General features: G+C 55.7%; 27 protein-coding genes. 15 read left to right on the top strand and 12 right to left on the bottom strand.

The features are described 5' to 3' along the window. Positions 1-5 precede the first annotated feature (5 nt). Positions 6-557 (top strand): putative pterin-binding protein, encoded by a 552-nt coding sequence (locus tag ACR0CW_RS06205; RefSeq protein ID WP_480787171.1) that lies wholly within the window; start codon positions 6-8, stop codon positions 555-557. Here ACR0CW_RS06205 and ACR0CW_RS06200 read toward each other — a convergent pair whose 3' ends face one another. Next, positions 558-1700, bottom strand: a complete 1143-nt coding sequence (locus ACR0CW_RS06200) for a deoxyguanosinetriphosphate triphosphohydrolase (RefSeq protein ID WP_480787170.1) — start codon at positions 1698-1700, stop codon at positions 558-560. Positions 1701-1776: 76 nt separating this feature from the next. Here ACR0CW_RS06200 and ACR0CW_RS06195 point away from each other — a divergent pair, with 76 nt between their 5' ends. Continuing rightward, on the top strand, positions 1777-2100 hold the full coding sequence (locus ACR0CW_RS06195; RefSeq protein ID WP_155150862.1) for a HesB/IscA family protein: 324 nt from the start codon (positions 1777-1779) through the stop codon (positions 2098-2100). Positions 2101-2160: 60 nt separating this feature from the next. Beyond that, complete coding sequence (xth, locus tag ACR0CW_RS06190; RefSeq protein WP_155150865.1) at positions 2161-2940, top strand: exodeoxyribonuclease III; 780 nt, start codon at positions 2161-2163, stop codon at positions 2938-2940. A gap of 4 nt (positions 2941-2944) precedes the next feature. On the opposite strand, the gene ACR0CW_RS06185 is transcribed toward xth, so the two are convergent. Together ACR0CW_RS06185 and dksA are read right to left on the bottom strand one after the other, a co-directional pair. Further along, entirely contained in the window at positions 2945-4093 is a 1149-nt protein-coding gene (locus tag ACR0CW_RS06185; RefSeq protein ID WP_480787169.1) for an FAD-dependent monooxygenase, read from the bottom strand. 72 nt (positions 4094-4165) lie between these two features. Continuing rightward, positions 4166-4588, bottom strand: a complete 423-nt coding sequence (gene dksA, locus ACR0CW_RS06180) for an RNA polymerase-binding protein DksA (protein WP_170331092.1) — start codon at positions 4586-4588, stop codon at positions 4166-4168. 386 nt (positions 4589-4974) lie between these two features. On the opposite strand from dksA, the gene ACR0CW_RS06175 reads away from it, so the two are divergent. The 5 genes from ACR0CW_RS06175 to ACR0CW_RS06155 all read left to right on the top strand — a co-directional run bounded on the left by ACR0CW_RS06175 (position 4975) and on the right by ACR0CW_RS06155 (position 9126). Beyond that, positions 4975-5820, top strand: coding sequence for an AAA family ATPase (locus ACR0CW_RS06175; RefSeq protein WP_480787168.1), 846 nt, complete (start codon positions 4975-4977; stop codon positions 5818-5820). A gap of 125 nt (positions 5821-5945) precedes the next feature. Beyond that, entirely contained in the window at positions 5946-6395 is a 450-nt protein-coding gene (locus ACR0CW_RS06170) for an N-acetyltransferase family protein (protein ID WP_480787167.1), read from the top strand. Between the two features lie 161 nt (positions 6396-6556). Next, positions 6557-7759: a DUF2927 domain-containing protein gene (locus ACR0CW_RS06165; protein ID WP_480787166.1), complete on the top strand. Its 1203-nt coding sequence runs from the start codon at positions 6557-6559 to the stop codon at positions 7757-7759. A 7-nt stretch (positions 7760-7766) separates the two neighbouring features. Further along, positions 7767-7937 carry a hypothetical protein gene (locus ACR0CW_RS06160; RefSeq protein WP_170330838.1) on the top strand — a complete coding sequence of 57 codons (171 nt, stop codon included), beginning with the start codon at positions 7767-7769 and terminating at the stop codon, positions 7935-7937. A gap of 4 nt (positions 7938-7941) precedes the next feature. After that, positions 7942-9126 (top strand): vWA domain-containing protein, encoded by a 1185-nt coding sequence (locus tag ACR0CW_RS06155; RefSeq protein WP_480787165.1) that lies wholly within the window; start codon positions 7942-7944, stop codon positions 9124-9126. Positions 9127-9235: 109 nt separating this feature from the next. Here ACR0CW_RS06155 and ACR0CW_RS06150 read toward each other — a convergent pair whose 3' ends face one another. Next, positions 9236-10171: a hypothetical protein gene (locus tag ACR0CW_RS06150; RefSeq protein WP_480787164.1), complete on the bottom strand. Its 936-nt coding sequence runs from the start codon at positions 10169-10171 to the stop codon at positions 9236-9238. A gap of 268 nt (positions 10172-10439) precedes the next feature. Here ACR0CW_RS06150 and ACR0CW_RS06145 point away from each other — a divergent pair, with 268 nt between their 5' ends. Continuing rightward, entirely contained in the window at positions 10440-11129 is a 690-nt protein-coding gene (locus tag ACR0CW_RS06145) for a M48 family metallopeptidase (protein ID WP_480787163.1), read from the top strand. Between the two features lie 9 nt (positions 11130-11138). Here the strand turns inward: ACR0CW_RS06145 and ACR0CW_RS06140 are convergent, their stop codons facing one another. The 5 genes from ACR0CW_RS06140 to ACR0CW_RS06120 are packed head-to-tail and all read right to left on the bottom strand — an operon-like array spanning position 11139 to position 16417. After that, on the bottom strand, positions 11139-11681 hold the full coding sequence (locus ACR0CW_RS06140; RefSeq protein ID WP_480787162.1) for an RSP_2648 family PIN domain-containing protein: 543 nt from the start codon (positions 11679-11681) through the stop codon (positions 11139-11141). Further along, complete coding sequence (locus ACR0CW_RS06135) at positions 11678-12886, bottom strand: RSP_2647 family RNA methyltransferase (protein ID WP_480787161.1); 1209 nt, start codon at positions 12884-12886, stop codon at positions 11678-11680. Before ACR0CW_RS06135 ends, ACR0CW_RS06140 begins: the two co-directional genes overlap by 4 nt. Positions 12887-12926: 40 nt before the next feature. Then, positions 12927-13199, bottom strand: a complete 273-nt coding sequence (locus ACR0CW_RS06130; protein WP_155150893.1) for a hypothetical protein — start codon at positions 13197-13199, stop codon at positions 12927-12929. After that, a complete protein-coding gene (locus tag ACR0CW_RS06125; RefSeq protein ID WP_480787160.1) occupies positions 13186-15978 on the bottom strand; it encodes a [protein-PII] uridylyltransferase family protein in 2793 nt (930 codons plus the stop codon). The genes ACR0CW_RS06130 and ACR0CW_RS06125 overlap by 14 nt, the downstream gene beginning before the upstream one ends. 49 nt (positions 15979-16027) lie before the next feature. Then, a complete protein-coding gene (locus ACR0CW_RS06120; RefSeq protein WP_480787159.1) occupies positions 16028-16417 on the bottom strand; it encodes a DUF4440 domain-containing protein in 390 nt (129 codons plus the stop codon). Positions 16418-17048: 631 nt separating this feature from the next. Between ACR0CW_RS06120 and ACR0CW_RS06115 the strand changes: the two genes are divergently transcribed. The 6 genes from ACR0CW_RS06115 to ACR0CW_RS06090 all read left to right on the top strand — a co-directional run bounded on the left by ACR0CW_RS06115 (position 17049) and on the right by ACR0CW_RS06090 (position 21799). Beyond that, on the top strand, positions 17049-17726 hold the full coding sequence (locus ACR0CW_RS06115; RefSeq protein WP_480787158.1) for an SOS response-associated peptidase: 678 nt from the start codon (positions 17049-17051) through the stop codon (positions 17724-17726). 220 nt (positions 17727-17946) lie between these two features. Continuing rightward, a complete protein-coding gene (locus ACR0CW_RS06110) occupies positions 17947-18369 on the top strand; it encodes a DUF2852 domain-containing protein (protein ID WP_480787157.1) in 423 nt (140 codons plus the stop codon). Between the two features lie 76 nt (positions 18370-18445). Then, on the top strand, positions 18446-18877 hold the full coding sequence (locus ACR0CW_RS06105; RefSeq protein ID WP_170330856.1) for an RDD family protein: 432 nt from the start codon (positions 18446-18448) through the stop codon (positions 18875-18877). Positions 18878-18953: 76 nt separating this feature from the next. Further along, complete coding sequence (locus ACR0CW_RS06100) at positions 18954-19778, top strand: arginyltransferase (protein ID WP_155150909.1); 825 nt, start codon at positions 18954-18956, stop codon at positions 19776-19778. Between the two features lie 6 nt (positions 19779-19784). Continuing rightward, positions 19785-20174: a VOC family protein gene (locus ACR0CW_RS06095; protein WP_480787156.1), complete on the top strand. Its 390-nt coding sequence runs from the start codon at positions 19785-19787 to the stop codon at positions 20172-20174. A gap of 266 nt (positions 20175-20440) precedes the next feature. Continuing rightward, entirely contained in the window at positions 20441-21799 is a 1359-nt protein-coding gene (locus ACR0CW_RS06090; RefSeq protein ID WP_480787155.1) for a dicarboxylate/amino acid:cation symporter, read from the top strand. Between the two features lie 56 nt (positions 21800-21855). Here the strand turns inward: ACR0CW_RS06090 and ACR0CW_RS06085 are convergent, their stop codons facing one another. The 3 genes from ACR0CW_RS06085 to ACR0CW_RS06075 form a co-directional block, all read right to left on the bottom strand. After that, positions 21856-24210, bottom strand: a complete 2355-nt coding sequence (locus ACR0CW_RS06085) for a TRAP transporter large permease subunit (protein ID WP_480787154.1) — start codon at positions 24208-24210, stop codon at positions 21856-21858. Positions 24211-24227: 17 nt separating this feature from the next. Further along, on the bottom strand, positions 24228-25154 hold the full coding sequence (locus tag ACR0CW_RS06080) for a TRAP transporter small permease subunit (protein ID WP_480787153.1): 927 nt from the start codon (positions 25152-25154) through the stop codon (positions 24228-24230). Between the two features lie 121 nt (positions 25155-25275). Then, positions 25276-26358: a TRAP transporter substrate-binding protein gene (locus ACR0CW_RS06075; protein ID WP_155150923.1), complete on the bottom strand. Its 1083-nt coding sequence runs from the start codon at positions 26356-26358 to the stop codon at positions 25276-25278. Positions 26359-26463: the final 105 nt, after the last annotated feature.

Raw genomic sequence — 26463 nt, 5'->3', positions numbered from 1 at the left:
AATCCATGCGCTTAGCCCTACCCTTTGCCGTTCTATTATCGACTGCCATGCCGGCCTGGGCCGAGATGCCCGCTCTGCAAGGGCACGTATTGTTGACGCTGGGTGGTGCGGTCACAGAGACCAACTTGCCCGCGCGTGGTGAAGATGATGGTGGGTTGCTCGGGTATCTCGAGGTTCAGCACGATGGGGCGGCAGGTTTTGATGCAGCCATGTTGGACGGAATGGATCAGACCGAAATCACCATTTCCTATGGCCCCGAAGGAAACAAACGCGATATCGCCTTTTCCGGGCCGCGCTTGTCGGACATCATGATCATGGCCGGTGCAGAAGGAAAAGCAGCAACTCCGGTTGCCATGGACGGGTATCAGTCCGAAATCCCGTGGGACAGTATCGCTGCGCACCAACCAATCGTTGCGACGCACGCTGACGGAGTCCCCATGGGCATTGGTGGCTATGGCCCGACAATGATCGTCTTTCCACCTACGAACGATGCTGATCTGGCGCAGGAGCAATCCGGGCAGCAGGTCTGGGCGATCGCCTATATCGGAATTGAATGATCAGTTGCCGGTAAGCCTTGCATGGTCCTGCAACGCAAACCGGTCTGTCATCCCGGCTATGTAATCCGAGACAATGCGCGCAAGTGCCGTCTCGGTCTTGGCTGCCTCGATATCATCGTGCCAACGTTGAGGCATCTGCTTGGGATCATTCAGATATATCGGGAAGAGGTCCTCAACGACTTTGCTGACCTCTTCCCGCACCTGCATGACTGTTGGTGCACGGTACATGCGCGCGAACAAGAACGCTCTGATTTCTTTGAGTTGTGACCAAAGCCCGTCGGAAAACTGGATCACCGGGTAACCAAGGTGCCGGATATCTTCCACCGTCTTTGCGCCCGACCGGGATATCAGCCCCCGGGAGGTTTCGATCACGTCGGAAACCATCACCCCAAAAACGCGCCGCAGTGCTTCGTGCCGGCGGCGATAGCGGTCTAAGCCGGGATATTTCCGATCAACTTCAGCGTAGCAATCGCCGACAATCGGTAACTGCTGAATCTCTTCGTCAGTGAACAACCCCGCCCGTAATCCATCCAGCAGATCGTGGTTGTTATAGGCAATGTCGTCAGACAGCGCTGCCACCTGTGCCTCGGCACTGGCGTGAGTGTGCAGTTCCAGATCAAAACCTTCGTTGCATTCGGCCAGTGCCCAAGGCAGCTCCCCCGTGACTGGTCCGTTGTGCTTAGCAATCCCCTCGAGACATTCCCACGTCAGGTTGCACCCGTCGAATTCGGCGTAGTGACGCTCGAGTTTCGTAACGATCCGAATGGCTTGGGCGTTGTGATCAAACCCGCCATAGGGTTCCATCAACGCATGTAAAGCATCCTCGCCGGTGTGTCCGAACGGCGTATGACCAAGATCATGGGCAAGTGCGACCGCCTCGGTCAGCTCGTCATTCAGACCCAAAGCCCCGGCAATTGTGCGCGCAACCTGAGCCACTTCAATCGAATGCGTTAGCCGGGTGCGATAACTGTCACCCTCATGCTCAACAAACACCTGCGTCTTGTGCTTGAGCCGCCGAAACGCACTGGCATGAATGATCCGGTCGCGATCACGCTGAAAGCATGACCGGAAACTGCTCTCCTCCTCTGGCACAAGCCGCCCCCTTGCGCGGCCTGGGTCTGAGGCAAAACCCGCTATGTCCAAAGGTCTTGTCCTTGTCGCCTGTCCTTGCAATTTCTATATTGTAAGGCGTAAAGGAAATAAACCTTTGGAGTTTGGCATGAATCTGCCCCCCACAGTCACAGAACGCGCTTTTGAGCGTCTCGCTGAAATCGGCGCAGCAGATCAGGGTCAGGCCCTGCGCGTCGCTGTGGAAGGCGGCGGATGTTCCGGTTTTCAGTACGAAATCGCGCTGGACGAGCCCAAAGAGGATGACCTTGTGCTGGAAGGCAAAGGTGAAAAAGTGATCGTCGACTCGATTTCCCTGCCGTTTCTGGAAAACGCGGTGATCGATTTCACACAGGAACTGATCGGTGCGCGGTTTGTGATCGAAAACCCGAACGCAACCTCATCCTGCGGCTGCGGCACTTCATTTTCAATGTGACCTTGCCCTGCCCGCACGGTTGAGGGATAGATCAACCGGCAGCCAGCCGGAGGATCGCGCATGAAAATCGCCACGTTCAACATCAACGGCATCAAAGCGCGGGCCGAAGCCCTGCCCCGCTGGCTGGATGATGCACAGCCCGATGTCGTGCTGCTGCAAGAGATCAAATCGATCGACGAGAATTTCCCCCGCGAGCTGTTCGAGGAACGCGGCTATAACGTCGAAACCCATGGACAAAAAAGCTTCAACGGTGTGGCGATCCTGTCCAAGCTGCCACTTGAGGACGTGACCCGCGGCCTGCCCGGCGATGATGAAGATGAACAAGCGCGCTGGATCGAGGCGACTGTCATCGGCAAAAAAGCGCTTCGCATCTGCGGCCTTTACCTTCCGAACGGAAATCCCGTGCCGGGCCCCAAGTACGAATATAAGCTGGCCTGGATGGAGCGTCTTTACGATCGGGCGCGCGACCTGTTGTCGACGGAAGAACCCGCACTGATGGCTGGTGACTACAACATCATTCCCCAGGCCGAGGATGCCAAACGCCCGGATGCGTGGCGCGAGGATGCTCTGTTCCGTCCGGAAAGCCGCGCGGCGTTTCGCAAGATATTGAATTTGGGTTTCACCGAGGCATTTCGCGCCGTGACCCAAGGGCCCGAACACTATTCATTCTGGGACTATCAGGCCGGGGCTTGGAACAGGAACGATGGTATCCGGATCGACCATTTCCTGCTGACACCGCAGGCCGCTGATCTGATGCGCGATTGCAAGATTGACGCCGAAGTGCGCGGACACGAAAAACCGTCAGACCACGTTCCCGTCTGGGTCGATCTCGATCTGTAACCGCTTACGCCGTAGGGTCGTAATCGTATATCCAGTCGTAACGCCGCCCCATCCTTGGACCCAAAGCTGTCAGAGCCATTTGGGCGGCGATCCTCATGGGACCTCGCAGATGAAAATTGCGCGCGTTTGATGAAGCTGCATCGACAACCCTGCGCGCACGAGGGGCACGCTTGGTTTCATAAGCCTCCAAAGAGCTGGTGACGTCGTCCTGATCGAAGGACTTTGCCAGTATCCACGCGTCTTCCAGCGCAAGGCAGGCCCCCTGCGCCATAAAGGGCAGCGTGGGATGCGCCGCATCACCCAAAAGGGCAATTCGTCCGTTCTGCCATTTGCGGGCGACGGGACGCAGGAAAAGAGCCCACAGATGCGTTTCTTGCACCTCTTGCAGGACCTCGTGCACCTTGCCGCCGAAATCGGCAAAGCGGGCGCGGAGATCGTCGGGATCACCCTTGAGGCGCCAGCCCTCCTCCTGCCAGTCAGAACGCTCCTCGATTGCAACGATGTTCATGAGGCTTTGATTGCGCAAAGGATAGGTCACGACGTGACGACCCGGCCCCATCGTCAGATGCGCCTTTGGGGCTGTCAGTTTGCGATCCCAAGGAATTGTTGCACGCCAGGCAACCTGATGCGTGAAACCAAGAAGCTCTTCGCCGTTCAAGGCAGGGCGAATACTGCTTCGCCCTCCGTCGGCAGCAATTATGCAATCGGCACCAATTTCTTCGCCATTACCCAAAACCACGCCCACATCATCTGGGGCATCGTGGATCTGCTCCACCTTGGCGTCCAGCCGGATGTTCACCCCAGAGGCGACAGCCGTGCGAAGCAGCAAGTCGATCAGGTCGGCTCGGTGATAATAATATGTCGGCCCGGCAGCTGGCGCGGGAATACGACTTATGAACCGTCCTCCGCGATAATCCCTCAGCACTGTGCCGTAGGATTTCTGGCCAGCTTCCGGCACGTCACCAACCACGCCAAGTGCACGTAAGACCCGCATGCCATTGGCACTAATCTGCAGACCGGCACCTACCTCAGCTATTTCTGGGGCTTGTTCGAGTACAAGAACCTCAGCACCACGTTGACGCAAAGCGATGGCTGCGGCTAACCCGCCAATACCAGCGCCAATAACGCAAAACTTGAGACCCTCGATATTCATGTCCCGGGCTTAGCGCAAAAAAAACGCCGGAGCTACAGGCCCCGGCGTTCATGTGTTGTTATGTTCCAGCGATCAATCGTCGCGGTGGACTTTTTCGCGGCGTTCGTGACGCTCCTGCGCCTCAAGCGTCATAGTTGCAATTGGACGTGCATCCAGACGTTTGAGTGAAATCGGATCACCCGTCATTTCACAATATCCGTATTCGCCTTCGTCGATCCGGCGCAGGGCCGAGTCGATCTTGGCCACCAGCTTGCGCTGACGATCCCGGGTGCGCAGTTCGAGCGCACGATCGGTTTCCTCACTCGCGCGGTCGGCGACATCGGGAATATTTCGGGTATTGTCCTGCAGGCCTTCGATAGTATCGCGGCTGCCCGCCAAAAGTTCGTTCTTCCAATCCAGCAGCTTGCGGCGGAAATACTCAAGCTGAAGGTCATTCATGAAAGGTTCATCTTCGGCCGGACGATAATCCTCCGGCAGAAAAACTTCCTGCTTCATATTGGCTCCCTCGGTATGGCCAGAAACGTCGGTCGCGGTAGTTTCACCTGACATTTGGCACCCCCTTCTGCGGAGCGTTTATCCGACAGGGCACAGAATGTCACTACACAAACTTCTGCACAGTTTACCGTCACGCTCACCAGTCTAAATATGAGACTTTAAACAACAAAACCTTGTTTTTCTGTGAAAATTGCCGGGCTATTCCAAGGCATTTTTCAACCACCGGCTTACCCGAATGCGTGCGAATCAAGCAAAACGGATTGAAGTCGCAGAGAAATTCATCGTGACGCGACGTAGCGGCCATGCTTGTAAAAATATCCTCCTCTCTGTAACCCGGGCAACACAATCTATGCCCGCACCGCGCGCAAACTGATCATGAGGGCCCAATGACCGCACGTTTCCAAGGCACAGCCGAGTATGTCGCCACCGACGACCTGACGATAGCAGTAAACGCTGCCGTCACACTCGAGCGTCCTCTGCTGGTCAAAGGCGAGCCGGGAACCGGCAAGACCGAGTTGGCGAAACAGGTCGCCGGTGCGCTGGGTCTGAAGATGATCGAGTGGAACGTGAAATCCACCACCCGTGCGCAGCAGGGCCTGTATGAATATGACGCCGTAAGCCGCTTGCGCGACAGTCAATTGGGTGAAGAGCGCGTTCATGACGTGTCGAACTATATTCGCAAGGGTAAGCTGTGGCAGGCATTCGACGCGGAAGAAAAGGTTGTTCTGCTGATCGATGAGATCGACAAAGCCGATATCGAATTTCCAAACGACCTGCTGCAGGAACTCGATAAAATGGAGTTCCATGTTTACGAGACAGGCGAAACGATCCGCGCCAAGAACCGCCCGATCGTAATCATTACGTCGAACAACGAAAAAGAACTGCCAGACGCGTTTCTGCGCCGCTGTTTCTTCCACTATATCCGTTTCCCGGATGAGGCCACGATGCGCCGGATCGTTGAGGTACATCATCCCGGCATCAAGGACTCTCTGCTGACCACCGCCCTTACCCAGTTCTACGAAATTCGCGAGACGCAGGGGCTGAAGAAAAAACCATCGACCTCCGAAGTGCTGGATTGGCTAAAGCTTCTTCTTGCCGAGGATCTGACTGCCGAAGACCTCAAGCGCGGAGGAGCGGACGCGCTGCCCAAACTTCATGGTGCGTTGCTGAAGAATGAACAGGATGTGCACCTGTTTGAACGGCTTGCCTTCATGGCGCGCAGCAAGCGCTGATCAGCTGGGACATGAACATCCGGTGATCACGGCTTGCCATATGGCAGGTTGGCTGCCAGCATCGGCCAAACATGCACGCGGCCCCTCACCGGGTCGCGCTTTCATGCCAAACACAGGATAGCCATTTGACCCAAGCTCCGATCATCAGACCCCTGAAAGCAGCCGACCGTCCGGAATGGTCGGTTTTGTGGCGCGACTACTTGGCGTTTTACGAAACCGAGGTATCCGATGAAATCTATGAGACGACTTTTGAACGGTTACTAGGAGATGATCCGCATGATTTCTCATGCTTCGTCGCTGAGGTTGATGGACGACTTGTTGGCCTGACCCATTTCCTGTTTCATCGCCATGCCTGGAAGGTTGAAAGCGTCTGCTATCTGCAAGATTTGTTTGCTAGTCCCGAAGCACGTGGAACCGGTATCGGCCGTGCGTTGATCGAAGCAGTGTATGCTGAGGCCGACAACAAAGGCGCACCCAGCGTGTATTGGCTGACGCAGGATTTCAACCATACTGCGCGTAAGCTCTATGACCGAATAGGCAAGCTTACCCCATTCATCAGGTACCAGCGCCCGTGAAGCTTTGGAGCTTTGTTCTAGTTGGCGCCATCATGGCTGGATGCACTACGGTTGAATCGATTGAACTTCCGAGTGAAGTCAAAACCGTAGAAATCGTGCTGCCACCGGCAAAGTCGTTTAGCAGGTCCCAGCCTCTGCCGCCTGTGCGATCGAACAAAAACATGGCCGAAGATTTTCTGGATCTTCACTTCGAGCTCGAAAGCGGCGCCGAGCTTCCTGTTTTTACACGTTTCGAGATGCCCGTCACCGTGCGGTTAACGGGGACGCCGCCGGCCACAATGCGAACTGATCTCACTCGCCTGTTGTCCCGTCTTCGCAGAGAGGCCGGGATCGACATCCAAGAGATCACAAATGGTCAGGCCAACATCACCATCGAAGCCGTCAGCCAGAAGCAGATCCAGCGTATATTGCCGCAAGCAGCCTGTTTCGTCGTTCCAAACGCATCCAGTTTCGAAGAGTATCGCAGCGACCGTCGCAAACCGAAAAGCAACTGGTCCAAACTGCGCAGTCGCGAGCGGCTTGGCATCTTTATTCCCTATGACGTTAGTCCGCAGGAAATCCGGGATTGTCTGCATGAAGAGCTAGCACAGGCTCTGGGTCCGCTAAACGACCTGTATCGTTTGCCGGATTCAGTCTTTAACGATGATAATTTCCACACCGTGCTGACTGGTTTCGACATGTTGATGCTGCGTGCGGCCTATTCGCCTGAACTGCAAAGCGGCATGACGCGCGAACAGGCTGCTGCGGTCATCCCTGGTGTTCTTAGTCGACTGAACCCGCGCGGCAACAACCTGCCCGTACAACACATCTCGGAAACACCACGGGAATGGATCAAGGCGATCCACAAATCCGTTGGGTCCCGTTCATCCTCTGCCAATCGGCTCCGATCCGCTCAAAGGGCAGCACAAATCGGGCAACAACAAGGGTGGACTGATCACCGCAGGGCATTTCCACATTATCTGATGGGACGAATGGGGCAATTCGACAACCCCGAGGAAGCGCAGCGCCAATATGCGATCGCGCAGCAATTTCTGGCGAATACACCCGGCACCGAGTTACATCGTGCGTATATCACCACGCAAACCGCGGCTTATGCACTGGCACGTCGAAAGGGACCAAGCGTACTGCCTGAAATCGACAATGCAATCGCAGTCATGACACGCGCCGAAAACGCATCCATGCTGGCCACGCTTATGTTGCTGAAATCCGAAGCTCTGAAACAGTCCGGAAGATACGAACAGGCACGCGCCGTCAGGCTGGACAGTCTGGGGTGGGCGCGATACGGCTTTGGCTCGGAAGTTGTGGTTCGCTCGCTGATGCAGGACATCGCATTGCGCAACCCACAGAACATCGAAGACGGATGATACGCGCATGGTAGTGGTTCTGGGAATGGCTTTGTTGGGTGCGATTCTGGGTGCCCTGACGGCTCGGAAACGTAACGGCAGTGGCGCTGACATGGCGCAATACGCGGCCGGTTACGGCATCGCCTTTGCATTGGTTGGACTGATCCTGTCGCTGATCCTTGTCCGTCTGGTAGCGTAGATCCATGTTTCTACCCTTTTTCGAAAACCTCAGAAAAGCCGGCATTCCCGTTTCGCTGCGGGAATATCTGACTTTTCTTGAAGGTATGAAAAAGGGATTGGCGACCTACGACGTCGAGGCATTCTACTACCTCGCCCGCGTGTCGATGGTGAAAGATGAGCGCAATATCGACAAGTTCGACCGCGCCTTTGCCGCCAGCTTTGAAGGACTGGATGAGATTTCGTTTGAACAGGTGCTCGAAGCTGTCGACATCCCGGCCGACTGGTTGGCCAAGATGGCGGAAAAGCATCTGTCGGACGAGGAGAAAGCCGAGATCGAAGCCTTGGGAGGCTTCGATAAGCTTATGGAAACGCTGCGTGAACGCCTGAGCGAGCAGCAGGGTCGCCATCAGGGCGGCAACAAATGGATCGGCACCGCAGGCACCTCTCCGTTTGGCGCATATGGCTACAACCCCGAAGGTGTTCGTATCGGGCAGAAAGAAAGCCGCCATCAACGTGCGGTGAAAGTCTGGGACAAGCGTGAGTTCAAGAACCTCGACGACACGGTTGAGCTTGGCACCCGCAATATTAAGGTCGCGCTGAAACGCCTGCGCCGTTGGGCGCGTGAAGGCGCCGCCGAAGAGCTGGATTTGGATGGCACGATCCGAGCGACAGCCGAACACGGTTACCTAGACGTCAAAACCCGACCAGAACGCCACAATGCGGTGAAGGTTTTGCTGTTCCTCGATGTAGGCGGCTCGATGGACCCGCATATCAAGGTGGTCGAAGAGCTGTTCTCGGCCGCCCGGACCGAGTTCAAGCATCTGGAATACTACTACTTCCACAACTGCCTGTACGAAGGTGTCTGGCGTGACAACCGTCGTCGCTGGGACCAGCAGACCCCGACACACGAAGTCCTTCGTACCTATGGCGGAGACTACAAGTGCATCTTTGTCGGCGACGCATCGATGAGCCCTTACGAGATCGCCTATCCCGGTGGTGCAAATGAACACTGGAACCCTGAATCCGGGCAGGTCTGGCTAGAACGTGCGCGCGAGCAGTGGACTTCGAATCTTTGGATCAACCCGGTGCCTGAAAAATACTGGGAGTATACGCATTCGATTGGCATGATCCGCGAGATCTTTGAAGATCGCATGGTCCCCATGACCTTGGCCGGACTTGAACAGGGAATGCGGGAACTTACGCGCTAATTAACTTCCGCATACCCTTCAGGTCCAAACGTGTTGCAGCCCAGTTGCACGATGCACTGTGACCGGGCTGCTTAGCACCTGACAGGCGAAAGTCGCTTTGTTGAAAGCGTTACACCCGCTCTTTGAATTTTTTGGCAAGGCTAATCGCTGCTCGTCCAGCCGCTGTGCGTTTCATGGAATTGAGCGTTGAAGAAGAGGCCGCCATATGCGCCCGAATGTCCAGATCTTCAAACTCGACCTTCGGCAACATAGGATCGACTTTGTACCAGAGATTTCCGTAAAACTGGGTCCGCTGCGTCTTCAGATGATCATAATTCGCCTTCACCGCGTGCATAGTGTCCTCTGAGGGCGCAAAAAACACGATGCTGTTGTTGTTGCGCTGCTGCTTCCGGGTTTCGCACCAATCCCACGGCACCCAACACCGATCGACATCCTGATTGCCTTGCCAGAAGCTTGAAATAAACGCCCACTCTGGCTTGAATGTCATATAGTGCGTGTGGATATCGGCATTTTCGCTATCCGATCCGGGATTGGCATTAAACATCCACGTTAGCGCCTTGCGTCGGGTGTCGGGATGAGGGCTGATTTCGTAGCCATGCAGGTATTTCTGTATTCCTGCATCCACCACAAGCTCTCCCTCAAGCTCGAACTTGTTGGCCAGCGCCTCTTTCATCTCGTCGGATTTCAGAAAAGCATCAAGTGCTTCCAGGATGCTGCCATTTGGGGGCGTGAGGCGCAGGACCATTCCAAATCCCTCGGTCGCCTTATGAACGCTCTTCTGAGACTCACCCTCGAGCCACTTCAGGTACTCGGCCTTCGAAGTCACACAACCCGGGAAAGAGATGGCTTTGTAACCAACGCTTTCCAGCTGGTCTAGAAGTTGCTCTGGTGTGTTTGCAGCGGTCGTGTCGATCTCACGCGCGCCTACAACCGCCTCAAAATGTTCGTCGGACAAAAAACTCTCGATATGAAGATGCTTGAACGGGTTGCTCTCAAACTCTGCACTGCGAATTTTTTCAATCAAGTAGTCAAACTCATGGCCCATGTCGAATGCTCCCTCAAATTTTCAGTTGTTATATCTATCAGAAACCGACCTTGCCGCGCATGCTCGTTTCTTGAACCTGGTCATCTTTTTGCTGATCCAAAATGGCGGAAATAGGGCATCAGAAATCTAGTTTCTGGGGTGTGCTTTATAGATCAACGACCTGCGAACCAAGGCATCATCTGTTGCTTCAGGCGAAACGCACAATCTTTTACAAGGCAAAGTCAAAATAGTATTTGCCCCACCGATAACGCGGTCCCATATCTAGAACATGCTCCGTCTAACTCCCATTTTGCTGGCCATCGCTTATGCCTTTGTCATGTACCGGATTTCCGTCTGGCGCACGCATCGCGAGTTGGATGCAAAGTCTACTGAACTGGCTGATCCGGCACTGAAACGTATGACCGACAGGCTTGCGGCGGCATTGGATGTCGCGCGCGTACCGGTTTACATCTATGAAATCGATCCGGTTAACGGCCTAGCGGCCCCGGATGGACGCATATTCATCACGCGCGGGTTCTATCGAAAGTTCCGCAATGGCGAAGTGTCCGCAGAAGAGATGGCAAGCGTGATCGCGCATGAACTCGGCCACGTAGCGCTTGGGCATGCGCGTCGTCGGATGATCGACTTTTCAGGTCAGAATGCGATGCGGGCTGCGCTGATGATGATTCTGAACAGGTTCATCCCGTTTATCGGCGCATGGATTGCCAATGCCCTGACCGCCCTTCTTGCCTCACGCCTGTCGCGTGCGGATGAGTACGAGGCAGACGAATATGCGGCTGCGTTGTTGACCAAAGCGGGTATCGGGATCGGTCCGCAGAAATCTCTGTTCCACAAGCTTGAGGATCTGACTCGGCAGCGGGCTGGTGTGGTACCGGCCTGGCTGATGAGCCACCCCAAGACGGACGAGCGCATTGCGGCGCTTGAGGCACTGGAACACCGCTGGGGTTCGAATGGCTAAGGTCTTGCCCTAAGTCGCCAGTGCTTTGCCCAAGCGCGGCAGCCGGGCTTTCTTCATCAGCGCGCGTAAGGTCCATTGGTCGCCCGACAGACGGTTGGCTTCGGCAAGGACATCCGCGGAAACAGCTTCGATACCCTGAGGATCCCTGATCCAAAACTGATGCAGCAGTGCATCCGGATCAATTCGCTCAAGCCCCTCTTCCGCCAGTATATTTCTGGGAAAATCCTTGGCGTTCACGGTAACGATTACATCCGCCGAGGCACTGACGGCCGTCGCCAAGACGTGAACATCTGCACTGTCCGGCAGCCAGAGCCGTTGTTCGATACCCGGAGCGGCTGGGCGTTCGGCATCGGACCATTTGGATTGCGCCAATGCGATCTCGGCGCGTGCCTGCGCTTCGCCCTGAGGTCCGAGCTTGCGGGCAGCTCGAGCCCATTCCTCAAGGATGCGCGCCGACCAGATCGGAGTGAAATGCCCTATGGCCGCGGCACCCAGCAACATCTCCCGCATCACGGTGGGGTAGATGACGCAAGTATCCAGAACTGCCTTCACAACCGGTAGAACACGGCTTTGAGATAACCGCTCTCAGCCAGTTGCGGCAGTTGCGGATGATCAGGCCCGGCAAATCCCGTGTGGATCATTTGTGCCTGCCGGCCTGCCCGACCAATGCCACGCGAGGATGCATCACGGAACCGCCCTAAATCCGCCGCGTGAGAGCACGAGCAAAGACCCAGATAGCCACCCGGCTTGACCAGAGGCGCAGCGAGCCGTGCAATTCGTTCATAGGCGCGCAGCCCGGCATCGAGCGCTTGTTTGGACGGTGCGAATGCAGGTGGATCACAGATGACAACGTCGAATTCAGCGCCTTCTTCGCCAAGTTTCGTCAAGACATCAAAGGCATCCCCCTGACGCGTTTCAAACCGGTCGACGAAACCCGAGGCATCGGCACCTTTTGTGGCAAGTTCCAACGCAGCGGCAGAGCCATCGACCGACAAGGCCTGTGCCGCACCGCCTGCCAGCATTGCCAGCCCGAACCCACCGACATGGCTGAACACATCCAGCACGCGTGCTTCCGGCTGGACCAATCTGGCTGCAAAGGCATGGTTTGGGCGCTGATCGTAGAACAGCCCTGTTTTCTGCCCGCCGGTCAGGTCTGCCATATAGGTCGCGCCGTTCATCGGCACCGGCAAAGGAGCGTCAGGTGCGTCGCCCCGCAAGGTCAGATTGACATCGTCCAGACCTTCCAATCCACGGGTCCGACCTGATGCGTTCTTGAGTAGGGTGCTGACGCCGGTCACCTTGATCAGAGCTTCTGTCAGCAGTTCAAGATGCAGCTCAGCCCAGGCCGCGTTCGGCTGAACAACACATGCGTCACCAAACCGGTCAATGATCACTCCCGGAAAGCCATCCGCCTCGGCATGGACCAGACGGTAGTAGGGCTTGTCGAACAAGCTTTCTCGCATCTCCAGCGCACGTTGCAGTCGGGCCTCGAACCAATTTGCATTGAGCTCAGCAGAGGGATCGCGATCCAGAATGCGGCACATGATCTTTGATGCGGGATTGACCGCAACCAAAGCCATCGATTGACGCTTATCATCTTCAAGAACCGCCAGCGCTCCGGCTTCGATCTTGCGGGTGCGCCGGTCGGTGACAATGTCATTGGCGTACACCCAAGGAAATCCGTGACGCACACCACGAGCGTTGGCTTTGGGTTTCAGACGGATTCGTGGGCGGTCGGAAGAGGAAGTCTGGGTCATGACGCCCTCATAGTCCCGAACATGCGCGTGTAAAAGCCCTTTAGCGCGGGCGCGAGCGCCAGCCGCCGCGCCGTTTGGGCGTTTGTGCGGCCTGCAACCCTTCGCTCAGCACCTGAGTCATCGGGTGTTCGGCATCCTGACCAGAATACACTGTGTGCAGGTCGGACAAAGCCTGCTGCTGGTCACGGTCATCAGGCAGGCTAAGCGCCCAGTCCAGAAAGATGCTTCGACACTCAGGCAAAGCGATGCCTTCGATGCGATAAGCCTCTCGGATAAGGCCCTTTGGATCATTCGGATCATCACTGCGTGCCATTTTCGTCCCCCTCAACCACGGCTCCGATCAGTGCGGCAGCGGTGTCATAACTTTCCTGCAGCGCAGCCTGCAACTGTTCGACCTGTTCAAAGCCGGTAGCACGGCACAGAAAGGCCGTGCCGCCCTCGCCTATCTTGTCGGCTTCGATCACCTTGCCAGACAACAGCCGTGCCGCGCATTGTACGGACCAGCATAAATCGTAACAGTCTTTAAGCGTTTGCGCCTGCGCGACATCCAATAATTCGGCAGCGACTGCGCCATCCAATCCCGAATGTACATCACGCTTGGATGTTCCCGACAGCAAAGCTCCGGTTTCGGCGATCAGTTCGATATCCATCAGGCGGCCTGCGCCGTTTTTCGCATCCCAGATCCCGGCCGGAGACTTGGCCGCCGCAAGGCGTCCACGCATCTCGGAAACTTCGCGCAGAACTTTGCCGTGGTCCCGTGGTCGTGACAAAAACTCCGAACGGAACGCTTCGATGTCTTCTGCCAACTCATCATCGCCAGCCACCACATGCGCCCGCGTAAGGGCAAGATGCTCCCATACCCAGGCTTCGTTCTGCTGGTAATTGGTAAAACTATGCCAACTGGTTGCCACCGGCCCCTGATTGCCAGAGGGGCGCAACCGCATGTCGACCTCATACAGCCGACCCTGCGCCATCGGTGCGGCAAGGGCCGTAATCAATGCTTGGGTAAAACGAGCATAGTACGTGCGCGTGGCAAGCGGTCGGGGACCGTCAGACATATCCTGATCCTGCGGATCATATATCACAATCATGTCCAGATCGGATTGCGAGTTGATCCGCCCTGCCCCCAAAGACCCCATCCCCAGGACGGCCGCACCGCGCCCGGGTGCCGGGCCGTGTTTTCGCGCAAAATTCTCGATGACAAAGGGAAGTATGGCGGCAATCACCGCTTGCGCCAGCTCGGCATATTGCTGCCCTGCCTGTGCACCATCGATCAGTCCCCGCAAATGATGAACGCCAACTCGGAAATGCCATTCTTTGCACCAGCGGCGGGCGAGATCGAGCTGAGATTCATAGTCGGCTTCGGCAGAAAGCAGCTGCGACAGCTCTGCTTGCAAAACGGCTTGACCGGGCCAATCGGTAAAGAAGCTGCCCCCGATCACAGCATCGAACACCGATGCATTGCGTGACAGATGGGTGGCCAGCGCGTGAGAGGTGCCCACAATGTCAATCAACAGATCAATCAGATGCGGATTAGCCTCGAACAGTGAAAACAGCTGAACACCCGCAGGCAACCCGGAAAGAAACCCGTCCAATGCAACCAGAGCTTCTTCTGGTTGGGCAGTCTTTGCCAAACGCGACATCAACTCGGGCTTCAGCCGTTCGAATATCCGTGCACCCCGTTGCGAACGCAGGGCCGGATATGTGGGCCATCGTGCTAATACACCTTTGTCGAACTCGACAGGCTGTGCAGCCACAGGCGCGGCACCGGGCCCTGGAGCAAAAAAACCTTCGGTCAGTTCGTGTACTTCGGTCAGGCGGCGGGTCAACTCCGATGTCAGTTCTTCGCTGCTGAGCCCCATCAGACACGCCACCCGTTCTATGCCATCATCGGATTGTGGCACTTTGTGTGTCTGGGCATCGTGCACCATCTGGATGCGATGCTCGACTTCGCGATGGGCACGATAATGATCAGTCAGCTTGTCAGCCACATCCTGCGGCACCCATCCCTTGGACGACAGGGCTGCCAAACCTTCAACAGTTCCACGAACCCGCAAATCCGGATCGCGCCCGCCTGCAATCAACTGTCGGGTTTGCGTGAAAAACTCGATTTCGCGAATTCCGCCCTGCCCCAGTTTCATGTCGTGCCCCGGAATGGACAGGGCACCGCCAGTACCTTTGTTTTCCCGAATTCGCAGGCGCATATCATGAGCGTCCTGTATCGCGGCAAAATCCAGATGCCGCCGCCAGACAAACGGGCGCAGTGCTTCCAGAAACTTTGTTCCCGCCGACAGATCACCGGCACACGGTCGTGCCTTGATGTAAGCCGCGCGCTCCCAAGTCCGGCCAAGGCTCTCGTAATAGCGCTCTGCCGCTTCCATCGCCAGACAGACGGGCGTGACCGCTGGATCAGGCCGCAGCCTCAGATCGGTGCGAAAGACATAGCCATCTGCTGTTTTGTCGCTGAGTGTTGCACAGAAATTCCGTGTCGCGCGCACCATGCTCTGACGCGCTTCATAGAAGTCATCAGGATCAAATCGGGTCTCGTCGAATAACACGATCAGATCGATGTCAGAGCTGTAATTCAGCTCATGTGCACCCATCTTTCCCATCGCAAGGATCACCATCCCAGCAGCGGTTTCGAGGTCATCATCCGTCATACCCGGCAGCTTGCCGCGACGGATCAGGTTTGCGATCTCGGCCTTTGCCGCCACATCTGCAGCAAGTGCACCAAAATCAGTCAGCGCAGCAGTCACCTTTTCCAATGGCCACGCACCTGCCAGATCCGCGAGCGCCGTCAACAGCGCCATACGACGCTTGGCCTGACGCAGGCCCGGCTTAAGTTGGTCGGGGGGAAGATCACGCGCAGCCGACATCACTTCGGCCAATGCCTGATCCGGGTGTTGTATGGCTTGCGGCAGCCACTCCCTCTCACGCTCGATCAGCCCCTTGAGATATGGGCTGGACCCGGCTGTTCCCGCGATCAGCTCGGATTGCTCGGGTGTCAAATCCGGAACAAGCGAACGCGCCTCCTCACCAAGTGACGGATCGAAGGGGCGCGGAACACGGTTGATGGCAAGAACATCTTTCATAGAGGCAAATTGCGCAGCCCCATCGCACGGCGTCAATGGGACAAACCTATCACTTGGCCTCTGTCGGAGTATCCTGACTGAAACTGTTGATCCAAACGTCGAGGCGACGCTCCCAAAGTGAAGAGATTAGCATCGCCTCCCACTCGGCCGCATCCGGCCTTTGATAATCTGCGCGGTAGGAAAGCAACACGATATCAGGTGACAGCACCCTTAGCTTTGTCTCGCTGAGTTCAAATCTGGCCATAGTCGGCGCGTCAGCGAACTGACCCACATGATCGTCTCGGTTTGCAAACCCTGTCGGGTAAACCCCCAGAAAGTCCGGGCTTAGCAATGCACGGTCTGCCTCTGCATTCCCTTCAACCAATGCTGCCCACACCTTCTTCTCGAGTGTCAGGATCTCATCAAGCGTAGGGGCGGTCTTGTTTTCTGTATTTTCCATAGTCGGCATGTAGTTTGAAATTTGTGATTACGGATACTCGAAAGAGCCCAGACCGGGTCGGATAAATGCGAATAAGCGGTTAAGAAAGGTGTTCACAAAAAGCTCCCGCAGAATGAGTTCAGGTAACTCTAGTGCTTTTCAAACAGCGTTAAAACAATGTTTCACCTGCAAATCTTGATTTCATTGACACACAAGCCTGCAAATGAACCAGCATCGCAAACGCGCCATACAATAAAGGCCATCCTTGCACTATGGCTCGAACATAAGACGTGAGGCGGCACGATCATAGGATACTTTGCAGGCTATCGAGTTACCCAAGAACTCGCCATGACACCCGATGACTTCAAAACGGTTTTATTCACCGGTGGGTGTATTTGCCCAACATACCGTTCAAAACTTCATTTGAATCGACCTCTGTTTAACCAGCTTAAACACTTAAACCGCCTCATTCCCCAGAATTGCAAACAAGCCTGTCAGGTCGGACAAGCATTTCAGGGGATGGGGACCTTGATACGATGGATCGAGAGCCGATCCAGACGACAACGATGTACAACAATGTCGCCTCGACAATCTAAGTACTTTATTTTGCCGTTTACTTGTTCCAATTACCCAATCCGCCTAACCTTCTCCCATGTGTGGAAAATTTGCAGCCGGACATCTGACACAGCGACAAATGCTGGCGATTATGGAGGCCCTTCTTTATGGAAAAGTCTCCCCTCACCTTCCTGAGCAATTGCCATCAGGAGGTTTCAATATATCGCCAACCGACCAGGTCAGCATGATCCGCTGGGATGGTGATTGTGCGGAAGTTACATCGGCGCGTTGGCAAATCAAGGATCCCCGCAGTCGGAAGCCTCTGATCAATTCAAAAATCGAAAACGTCAGTTTCTGGAAGGACTATTGGGACAATGGGCGCTGTCTCGTACCAGCCCTTGGCTACTATGAATGGCCAAAGGGCCAGGGTCACGATTGTCCCGTGTTTATCTCTGTTAAAAGCAACTCACCCACGATGTTCTTTGCGGGCTTCTACCGGACAGAAGATGGACGCCACAGTTGCAGCATAATGACCCGCAAGCCCAGCTCTCAGATCGCACATATCCATAATCGAATGCCAGTCATTCTGACGCCTGAAGAAATTGAAGACTGGCTAACAGGCGTCATCACTCCGCAGGACGCACAAGTGACACTTGGTACGAAATACGAAGGTCGATTTGAGCATCATACCGTAAAGCCAATCAAGCCGGGCGCAAACGGTGAAGAACTAATATCCCCCTACGCCCCCCCCATCCAAACCGGTTTCGACTTCTAGATTTCTCAAAACTGTCTTGCTGCAAACACTGGTGTCAGACTTTGAGAGAACCTGTTTCGAGTTCAACGGTAAATTCGACACATCCTGCCTTTTCGCCAGCCGATCAAACATCTTGCATCCGGCCAAATGTAAATCTTTTTCACATACACCCCTTGCAACCAATCCAAGGCTTCCCATCTAGACAATGTGAAAGGAATTTACATCAACCTGGAGAACCCCAATGACCGCATTGTCCGAACACACCGTCCCAGAAAATCCGGGATGGCTTCACCGTTGTGAAGCCTGGCTAGACAGCAAGGGCAAAGGCGCCTGGATTGCCGCCATGGTCCTTGGCTTTATCTTCTTCTGGCCTATCGGCCTGGCCTTTCTTGCCTATATGATCTGGAGCAAACGCATGTTCAGCAAATCCTGCAGCCACCGCAAATCCTGGCAGAGCCACATGAGCACCATGAAACCGTCAGGCAACAGCGCGTTTGATGCCTACAAGTCCGACACTCTGGCACGGTTGGAGCGTGAACAGCAGGAGTTCGAATCCTTCCTGCGTCGTCTGCGCGAAGCTAAAGACAAAGCCGAATTCGACCAGTTCATGGACGAACGCGCCCGCGACAACCAGAATGAGGCCGAGTCGGGTAATCCTGCCTGACCTGCCCAAGACAACTTTGCCCTGCCCCGCATTCCCGGGTCAGGGCCATTGACACCCATCACCTGGACTTCATGAAATGAACCATTTGCCTGACCCTGATCGCCAACCGGAGTTTTATCAATCTGTGGCGATCAAACGCTTTATTGCCTGGTTGTTTGATATCGCCTTTATCTCTCTGCTTTGCACAGTCGCCATTGTGCTTACCTTTGGGCTCGGGTTCTTTATCCTCGCGCTGATCTATATGGTCGTCAGCTTTGTGTATCGCGTTGTGACAATCGCGAACGGGTCAGCCACGCTGGGCATGCGTTTCATGGGCATCGAGTTGCGCGATGCGTTTGGCGCGCGAATGGATACCGGTAAAGCTGTTGCACATACGGCCGGGTATTTCGTCAGCATGGCCTTCCCCGTTATCCAGATCATTTCCGTGATCATGATGCTGACCAGCGCCCGTTGTCAGGGCCTGACAGACGCCTTCCTTGGCACTGTGATGATCAATCAGCGCGCATAAGCCAGTCTTGAAGTGAATCACTTGGCGCGTCCCGGAACGGTTGCTATCATCCGTTCCGAGGAAACACGGGACCTTCATGCGACACACGCTGCCAATAGCGCCACAGTTCTATGTGACGGCTCCACAACCCTGCCCTTACCTTGAGGGCAGGATGGAGCGTAAGCTATTCACCGCCTTGCAGGGTGAAGGCGCGGATCAACTGAACAATTCGCTGTCGCAACAAGGGTTTCGTCGGTCCCAGAATGTCCTTTACCGCCCGTCCTGCACCGATTGCGCCGCCTGTTTGTCGGCGCGCATCGACGTCTCGGCCTTCCGCCCAACCAAAAGCCAGAAACGCGCGGCCAAACGCAATTCGTATCTGGAGCGGCGCGCCACATCGCCCTGGGCGACGGACGACCAATATGAACTGTTTCGACGTTATCTGGACGCCCGGCACGCCGATGGCGGCATGGCAGATATGGATGTGTTCGAGTTCGCTGCAATGATCGAAGAGACGCCGATCCGCAGTCGTGTAGTGGAATACGCAGATCCTGAAACCGGAAACCTGATTGCGGTCAGCCTGACCGACGTTCTGGATGACGGGCTGAGCATGGTCTACTCATTTTATGACCCGCAGCAGCCGCAAAGCTCGCTGGGTACCTACATGATCCTTGATCACATCGATATCGCGCGGGAGGCAGGTCTGCCTTACATCTATCTCGGCTACTGGGTGCCGGGCAGCCCGAAAATGGGCTACAAAGCCAAGTTCTCGGGCCTCGAAGCTTATGTGCAAGGTGAGTGGCAAAGCATCAAAGACCCGGATGAGTTTGCCGAAACGGCTCAGCATCCGCTGTCGTCCCCTCCGATTGCCGAGCAGGTTGCCAATATTCAACTTCCGGATCGGCATCCGACCAAAGGATAAATTCCCATGCAGCAGAACCTTCATGCGGTCACCCTCGTGGTGCCGGATTACGATGACGCCATCGCATTTTACACCCAAACGCTGAGCTTTGAGCTAACACAGGACATCGATCTGGGTGGTGGCAAACGATGGGTTCGGGTGAGCCCAAAGGGATCAGGCGGGGCGTCGCTGCTGATCGCCAAGGCAGATGGAGAAGAACAGCAATCCGCCATCGGCAATCAAACCGGTGGCCGCGTCGGTTTCTTCCTCGAAACGGATGATTTTCAACGGGATCACGCGGCCATGGTTGCAAATGGCGTTCAATTCGAGGAACAGCCCAGGCAAGAGCCATATGGCACTGTGGCAGTTTGGCGCGATCCATTTGGAAACCGCTGGGATCTGATTCAGTTCGCGTAACTGGCAACCACCTGAAATAAATCACATATTCACAGCCCTACAGCGCGCGCCGATCAGTAGCTCAGGCTGAAACCAGGCACTTGTTTTTGGTGATCGAGATCAGCGGAGAGTTGAAAACTGACGCAGGGTCACCAAATATCGCTGACCTCGTGCACTGTTGCACCGAGCGGGAATTCAGCGGCCACAGCCGTTTGACATCATTGAATTATCGATTGCTGCAACGGGTCCCCGGCCCGTCGCTTTGGTATTATTTTGGGGGAAAGCAAATGAGGTACGCCACGCGTAAACTGCTTGCGGCAAACCTGACGACACAAATCCTGGTTGCCCTGGTTGTGGGAACCGTTCTTGGATTGATACTGAACTATTGGAGCAATCCGTTTCTCGAGAACAATCTGGTAAATGGTCTGTTCGGTATGATCGGCCAGATGTTTCTGAATGCGCTTCAGATGCTGGTAGTGCCTCTGGTCGTCTTTTCTCTGCTTTGCGGCGTCATCGGTATCGGTGACATCAGAGTATTAGGGCGCGTAGGTGGGCTGACGTTCGTTACCTATCTGGCAACAACTGCGTTGGCCGTAACCACCGCATTGGTGTTTGCCAGCCTGATTGGGCCCGGCACCGGATTTTCCGGAATGCACCTTGCTGATCAGAACGTCGCTGTGGCGTCTCAACAAACCGCATGGGACATACTTGCAAACATCATTCCCAAGAACCCGGTGCATGCACTGGCGAACGGTGAGATGCTGCAGATCATCTTTTATGTCGTCGTGGTTGGCGTTGCCGTCCTGATGATCGGCAGCAAAGCCAAAGCGTTTGTTCAAGGATGTGAGTTCATGAACGAACTGGCGATGAAGATTGTTGAAATCGTCATGGCCTTTGCCCCGATCGGAGTTTTCTGCCTGATTGCCAGAACCTTTGCCCTTGAAGGTTTCAGCCTGTTCGCACCGGTCATCGGTTATCTGACAACAATCAGCCTGACGCTGGTCTTCCACCTTTGTGTAACGCTGATGGTGCTGCTTTATGCATTTACAGGACTGAACCCACGCATGTTCCTGAGCAAGATGCGCTCAGCTCAGGTCTTCGCGTTTTCAACCTCCAGCTCGAACGCAACGATCCCGGCCAGCATGCAATGCGTGACACAGCGCGTTGGTGTTGACCGTTCGGTCGCGTCATTCGGTATTCCGCTTGGCGCAACGATCAATATGGACGGTACCGCCATCATGCATGGTGTCGCGACGGTATTTCTGGCCAATGTCTACGGAATCGATCTGGGTCTGGGCGGATATCTGACAGTGATCTCTATCTCTGTTCTGGCGTCCATTGGTACGGCTGGGGTGCCGGGCGTGGGCATGGTCATGCTGGCCATGGTGTTGAACCAGCTTGGGATGCCACTTGAAGGGATCGCCATCATTCTGGCGGTTGACCGGCTCGTAGACATGATGCGGACCGTCGTGAATGTCACCGGAGACGCGGTAGTCTCCACGATCGTCGCGCAAAGGGTCGGTAAGTTGGACCATTCAGTCTTCAACGACCCGAATGCAGGCACACTGGATGTCACCCATCTGGAGATCGATCACGGTGCAGAGCGTGAGTTCGCCAAACTAACCCACGCAAAAACCGACGTCTGAAACGAAAAACCGGAGGCCATTTGGCCTCCGGTTGTGTCTTGTTGCTATGCGATCTCTTAATTCGGGATCAGATCCGGAACGATCGTTACGATCGTTGGGAAGAACCAAAGGATCGCAATACCGACCACCTGAATGATCACGAACGGGATGATACCTCTGTAGATGTGGCCCGTCGTGACCTCTTTGGGTGCCACCCCGCGCAAGTAGAACAGGGCAAACCCGAACGGCGGTGTGAGGAACGATGTCTGCAGGTTCACTGCAACCATGATGGTGACCCATTTCGGATCGAACGACCCGCCATAGATCACCGGACCAACAATCGGGATCACGATGTAGATGATCTCGAGGAAGTCCAGCACAAAGCCGAGAATGAACAGCACCAGCATCACGATCAGGAAGACCGTGAACTCGTTGTCAAAGCTCTTCAGGAACTGCTGGATGTAGTGCTCACCACCGAACGATATCACCACAAGATTCAGAAGCTGTGACCCGATCAGGATGGTGAACACCATCGATGTCACCTTGGCCGTCTCGCGTACCACAGGTGTCAGGACACCACTGGCAAACAGGATCCAGCATCCGAACAGCAAGCCGAACAGCGCATAGAGATACGCAGCATAGGCAAGAACGAATGCCACCCAGGTCTCGAACGTAACGCCACCCTGATTGATGCGCAGATCAAAGTTCACACCCAACAGCAGACAGATGATGACTGCGAAGGTTGACCAGATGATCACTTTGCCGGAACGGCCCTCATCCTGCAGTTTGCGATAGGCGGCCAGCATGATCGCACCACCCGCACCCAGCGCAGCGGCCGGTGTCGGGTTGGTGATACCACCAAGGATCGAGCCCAAAACCGCGATGATCAGAACCAGTGGCGGGAAGACCACCCGGATCAGATCATTTGTGGCGCATCGCGCCGCAGCCTCTTTGCACCCGTACAGCGCAATCGCAAACGGTATCGCCAGTAACAGGAACGTCACACCCGAAGATGTTGTTGGCGCGACAAGCAAGGTATCGACAAGCAAGACAAGCAACAGGCCAATAGCACCAAGGATCAAAGGCTGCATCGGGCGCGAGGGTGCGATACCCCGACCCAGAACCAGCGTCAGAGCCAACAGTACAACTGTCACGGCCACGCCAGTACCAATCGGAGCGGCAGCCGCGATCTTGGCTTCGCGTTCAGCCGCGATCTCCTCTTCGCTCAGACGCTGAGCCTGTGACACACCACCTGCCTCGTCAATCGCTTCCTGCTCGGCTACGGCTTGATCCCAGGCAGACTGACCATGCAGTTCGATCATCGAAGCCTGACACTCAGCCGAGACATTGGTGCGCAGCGACGCGCCCTGCCCGACATCGGAAAAGCCCGATACTGCGATGTTCTGACTACCGATCACACCGACACTGCCCAGCAGGAAGGCACCAGCAATCAGAGCAACCGGTGCACCCAGCAGCCAAGTCAGACCTTCCGCGCGGGTAATCGGCTCACCCGTGCCACCCGACATTGCAACCGCAGGCGCCTTGTCCGGGTTCAGCAGTGCATAGCCAAACGCATAGAGCGCATAGAGCAACGCGAGCATGATCCCCGGCAGCAGAGCCGCCTGGAACAGCGTTCCGACCGAAACCACCGCAGGCTCACCCAGATAGGTCAGCGCGTCGGTACACCCTGCCTCAACCGCGCGGGTTTCCTGTGCGGTCGAATAGAGGTCACCGGCAAGCGTACCCAGCAGAACAATAACAATGGACGGTGGAATGATCTGGCCCAACGTGCCCGATGCTGCGATAACACCCGTCGCCAGTTCAGGCGAGTAGTTGTTGCGCAGCATGGTGGGCAGCGCGAGCAAGCCCATGGTTACAACGGTGGCGCCCACGATCCCGGTCGAAGCTGCAAGAAACGCGCCCACGACCACGATCGACACGGCCAAACCACCCGGCAGCGGGCCAAAGACGCGCGCCATTGTAGTCAGCAGATCGTTTGCGATCTTCGAGCGTTCCAGCGTGATGCCCATCAGAACAAACATCAACACCGCCAGCAGGGTCTCAATCGACTGCCCCGCCAGAACACGTTCATTCATGCGGTTCACAATGAAGGATACGTTGCGATCCAGCGCGGTTTCCCAGCCTGATACAAAGACCGGCTCGGCTATCCTTGGCAAATCCGGGTATCGGAACACGGATATCGTGTCGGGTTTGATGCCCGAGTTCACAACGTCCCGATAGGCTTGCGAACCTGTGTCGATCGCCTGGTGGATCAACAAACCGGCGCTATCCAACGCCGCGATGATCCCAAACGAGATAATCCCTGCGCCACCGATGGCAAAGGCCACCGGAAAGCCGGATAAGATGCCCCCGAAGAGGCAGAAGAATACGATAATGAGGCCTATTTCGACGCCATCAAGTCCGAATAACATAGTCTGGGTCTCCGTCCCTAATGTGCGCCTTCGTAGGCTTCTTCACCCTCGCCAAGGCTGTCCTTGTCGAGGTATTTTCCAACGCTTTCAGGTCCTTCCACGTACTCCAGATAGGATCGGTACAGGAATGCGATTGCGTGAAGGAAAACCATCGCCGCAAATGCAACCAGCAGGATCTTGAACAGGAAATAGCCGTTAAAGCCGTTGGGGCTGAAACCGATGGTTTCAACGTTCCAGCGCAGCGCCTGGGATTTTTTTGTCAACTGTTCCAGGGTATTGCTGGCAGAAGGTTTCGGCACGATCAGGTGCCGCCACATGAAGTACCAGCCATACATCCAGGTCAGCACCGCCATTGGCATCATGAAGAGTAACGAACCCAGCATATCCACCACACGCTTGGCCTTGTGGCTGATACCTGCATAGATCAGGTCAACACGGACATGTCCGCCCTGTACGAATGTGTAGGTACAGCAAAGGCAAACGACCATTGCGTTATAGAGCTTCAGTTCCTCAGCGTACCAGCTGATGTCCATCTGGACCGGAATGCCCAGCCCGAACGACATGTCGGGGCGCGCGAATACGCGCTGCATGAATACGATGACGATCTGCTGAATCACCATCAGCAAACCTGCCCAGGCAAAGAAACGCCCGGTCGTGTTCGCGAACGCCTCAAGGCCCCGCACCATGCCCCACATAAAGTTCCGGTAATAGAGGCCAATGGCCGTCAGAACCAGAAACAGTGTGAAGATCACGAAGAAAAACTCGACCGATCCGCCATAATAGACAAAGCGCATGATGGCTTCTTTGTCCGACCAGTTCAGCCAGAGCTGCGGATGCGTGATGGCGTATCCGAAATTATAGAATGCTTCGGCGATGTTCTGAACGAACCAGACCAGTCCGTTCCACAGGGCGCCGAAGAAGGAGATACCGTTATCGTCCTGCATGTTGTCCCCAGGTCGCATCAGTTGCAATGCTGATTATAGCGGTTTTGTCCAATCCGCGCATTTGCAACAGGAAAGGTTCCCCCGCACAGGCGGGGAAACCAATTGATCGTATTGAATGTGATTAGCCGCGTACGCGGTTACGCTGGGCCGTGTAGATGCCCGAAGACTGGTCCAGCCAGCCTGCCGAAGACGCCGACGACGCCATGTGGCTGTCGTGGATCTTCTTGAACAGCTCATCGCCCATGTTTTCGTCCAGAACTTCCTGGCTGGCTGCGCCGAATGCATCCCAGACGCTGTCCGGGAATTCCATGACCTTGACGCCACCCGACTGCAGACGCTGCAGGGCCGCACCATTGTTGGCCAGGAACTGTGCCAGGTTCCACTGGTGGCATTCAGCCGCCGCGATCTCAATGATCTTTTGCTGAGCAGGCGTCAGGCTTTCGAAGACGTCGCGGTTGGTTGCCAGCGACAGACCAGCGTTCGGCTCGTGGAAACCAGCGGTGTAGTAAACCTTGGTGATTTCCTGGAAGCCGGCTTTCTCGTCGGCCCACGGACCGATCCACTCGGTTCCGTCGATCGCGCCGGACGACAGCGCCTGATACACTTCCGAACCCGGGATGTTCTGAACAGATGCGCCCAGTTTGCCCAGTGCTTTACCGCCCAGACCCGGCATACGGAACTTCAGACCGTTGAAGTCTTCGGGACTGTTGATCTCTTTTGAGTACCAGCCACCTGCCTGCGCGCCGGTATTACCTGCCAGGAACGATTTCAGACCAAAGATCTGGCCCAGCTCGTCATGCAGCTCCATGCCGCCGTCCTGGTAGTACCAGTTGACCATTTCCTGAGCGGTCATACCGAACGGAACAGCCGTGAAGAAGGCATAGCCCGGGTGCTGACCAACAAAGTAGTAGTCAGCCGCATGATACATGTCCGCCTGGCCCGATGATACGGCGTCGAATACTTCGAACGCGCCAACAAGCTCACCAGCTGCCTTGATGTCAACGGTCAGGCTGCCATCCGACATAGCATTGATGCTGTCGGCGCAACGCTGCGCGCTGTCAAAAACCCCAGCCAGGCCACGGCCCCACGAGGTAACCATAGTCAGCGTGCGGTTACCCTGCGCGTATGCCGGTGCCGCCAAAGCGGTCGCCGCCGCGGCCGAGCCGCCCAGTGCTGACGTTTTCAGAAACTTACGACGATCCATATGAGTGATCCTCCCCTACATATTCAGTACCCGGACTCCTCCGGGCTTAGTCGTTTCAGTGCGCGCCAGCCTAATGACGAGGATGTGAATGTGAATACCTAGTAC

Source organism: Ruegeria sp. CH6 (genome assembly GCF_056537005.1).
Note: the sequence above shows the minus strand (reverse complement) of the source record. Positions and strands in the feature narration are given on the sequence as shown.

What these genes read in the sequence shown, in the direction of transcription:
- ACR0CW_RS06205 (WP_480787171.1), top strand. Translation starts at nt 6, where the DNA reads ATGCGCTTAGCCCTACCCTTTGCCGTTCTATTATCGACTGCCATGCCG.
- ACR0CW_RS06195 (WP_155150862.1), top strand. Translation starts at nt 1,777, where the DNA reads ATGAATCTGCCCCCCACAGTCACAGAACGCGCTTTTGAGCGTCTCGCT.
- xth (WP_155150865.1), top strand. Translation starts at nt 2,161, where the DNA reads ATGAAAATCGCCACGTTCAACATCAACGGCATCAAAGCGCGGGCCGAA.
- ACR0CW_RS06185 (WP_480787169.1), bottom strand. Translation starts at nt 4,093, where the DNA reads ATGAATATCGAGGGTCTCAAGTTTTGCGTTATTGGCGCTGGTATTGGC.
- dksA (WP_170331092.1), bottom strand. Translation starts at nt 4,588, where the DNA reads ATGAAGCAGGAAGTTTTTCTGCCGGAGGATTATCGTCCGGCCGAAGAT.
- ACR0CW_RS06175 (WP_480787168.1), top strand. Translation starts at nt 4,975, where the DNA reads ATGACCGCACGTTTCCAAGGCACAGCCGAGTATGTCGCCACCGACGAC.
- ACR0CW_RS06165 (WP_480787166.1), top strand. Translation starts at nt 6,557, where the DNA reads ATGGCCGAAGATTTTCTGGATCTTCACTTCGAGCTCGAAAGCGGCGCC.
- ACR0CW_RS06160 (WP_170330838.1), top strand. Translation starts at nt 7,767, where the DNA reads ATGGTAGTGGTTCTGGGAATGGCTTTGTTGGGTGCGATTCTGGGTGCC.
- ACR0CW_RS06155 (WP_480787165.1), top strand. Translation starts at nt 7,942, where the DNA reads ATGTTTCTACCCTTTTTCGAAAACCTCAGAAAAGCCGGCATTCCCGTT.
- ACR0CW_RS06150 (WP_480787164.1), bottom strand. Translation starts at nt 10,171, where the DNA reads ATGGGCCATGAGTTTGACTACTTGATTGAAAAAATTCGCAGTGCAGAG.
- ACR0CW_RS06145 (WP_480787163.1), top strand. Translation starts at nt 10,440, where the DNA reads ATGCTCCGTCTAACTCCCATTTTGCTGGCCATCGCTTATGCCTTTGTC.
- ACR0CW_RS06135 (WP_480787161.1), bottom strand. Translation starts at nt 12,886, where the DNA reads ATGACCCAGACTTCCTCTTCCGACCGCCCACGAATCCGTCTGAAACCC.
- ACR0CW_RS06130 (WP_155150893.1), bottom strand. Translation starts at nt 13,199, where the DNA reads ATGGCACGCAGTGATGATCCGAATGATCCAAAGGGCCTTATCCGAGAG.
- ACR0CW_RS06125 (WP_480787160.1), bottom strand. Translation starts at nt 15,978, where the DNA reads ATGAAAGATGTTCTTGCCATCAACCGTGTTCCGCGCCCCTTCGATCCG.
- ACR0CW_RS06120 (WP_480787159.1), bottom strand. Translation starts at nt 16,417, where the DNA reads ATGGAAAATACAGAAAACAAGACCGCCCCTACGCTTGATGAGATCCTG.
- ACR0CW_RS06115 (WP_480787158.1), top strand. Translation starts at nt 17,049, where the DNA reads ATGTGTGGAAAATTTGCAGCCGGACATCTGACACAGCGACAAATGCTG.
- ACR0CW_RS06110 (WP_480787157.1), top strand. Translation starts at nt 17,947, where the DNA reads ATGACCGCATTGTCCGAACACACCGTCCCAGAAAATCCGGGATGGCTT.
- ACR0CW_RS06105 (WP_170330856.1), top strand. Translation starts at nt 18,446, where the DNA reads ATGAACCATTTGCCTGACCCTGATCGCCAACCGGAGTTTTATCAATCT.
- ACR0CW_RS06100 (WP_155150909.1), top strand. Translation starts at nt 18,954, where the DNA reads ATGCGACACACGCTGCCAATAGCGCCACAGTTCTATGTGACGGCTCCA.
- ACR0CW_RS06095 (WP_480787156.1), top strand. Translation starts at nt 19,785, where the DNA reads ATGCAGCAGAACCTTCATGCGGTCACCCTCGTGGTGCCGGATTACGAT.
- ACR0CW_RS06090 (WP_480787155.1), top strand. Translation starts at nt 20,441, where the DNA reads ATGAGGTACGCCACGCGTAAACTGCTTGCGGCAAACCTGACGACACAA.
- ACR0CW_RS06085 (WP_480787154.1), bottom strand. Translation starts at nt 24,210, where the DNA reads ATGTTATTCGGACTTGATGGCGTCGAAATAGGCCTCATTATCGTATTC.
- ACR0CW_RS06080 (WP_480787153.1), bottom strand. Translation starts at nt 25,154, where the DNA reads ATGCAGGACGATAACGGTATCTCCTTCTTCGGCGCCCTGTGGAACGGA.
- ACR0CW_RS06075 (WP_155150923.1), bottom strand. Translation starts at nt 26,358, where the DNA reads ATGGATCGTCGTAAGTTTCTGAAAACGTCAGCACTGGGCGGCTCGGCC.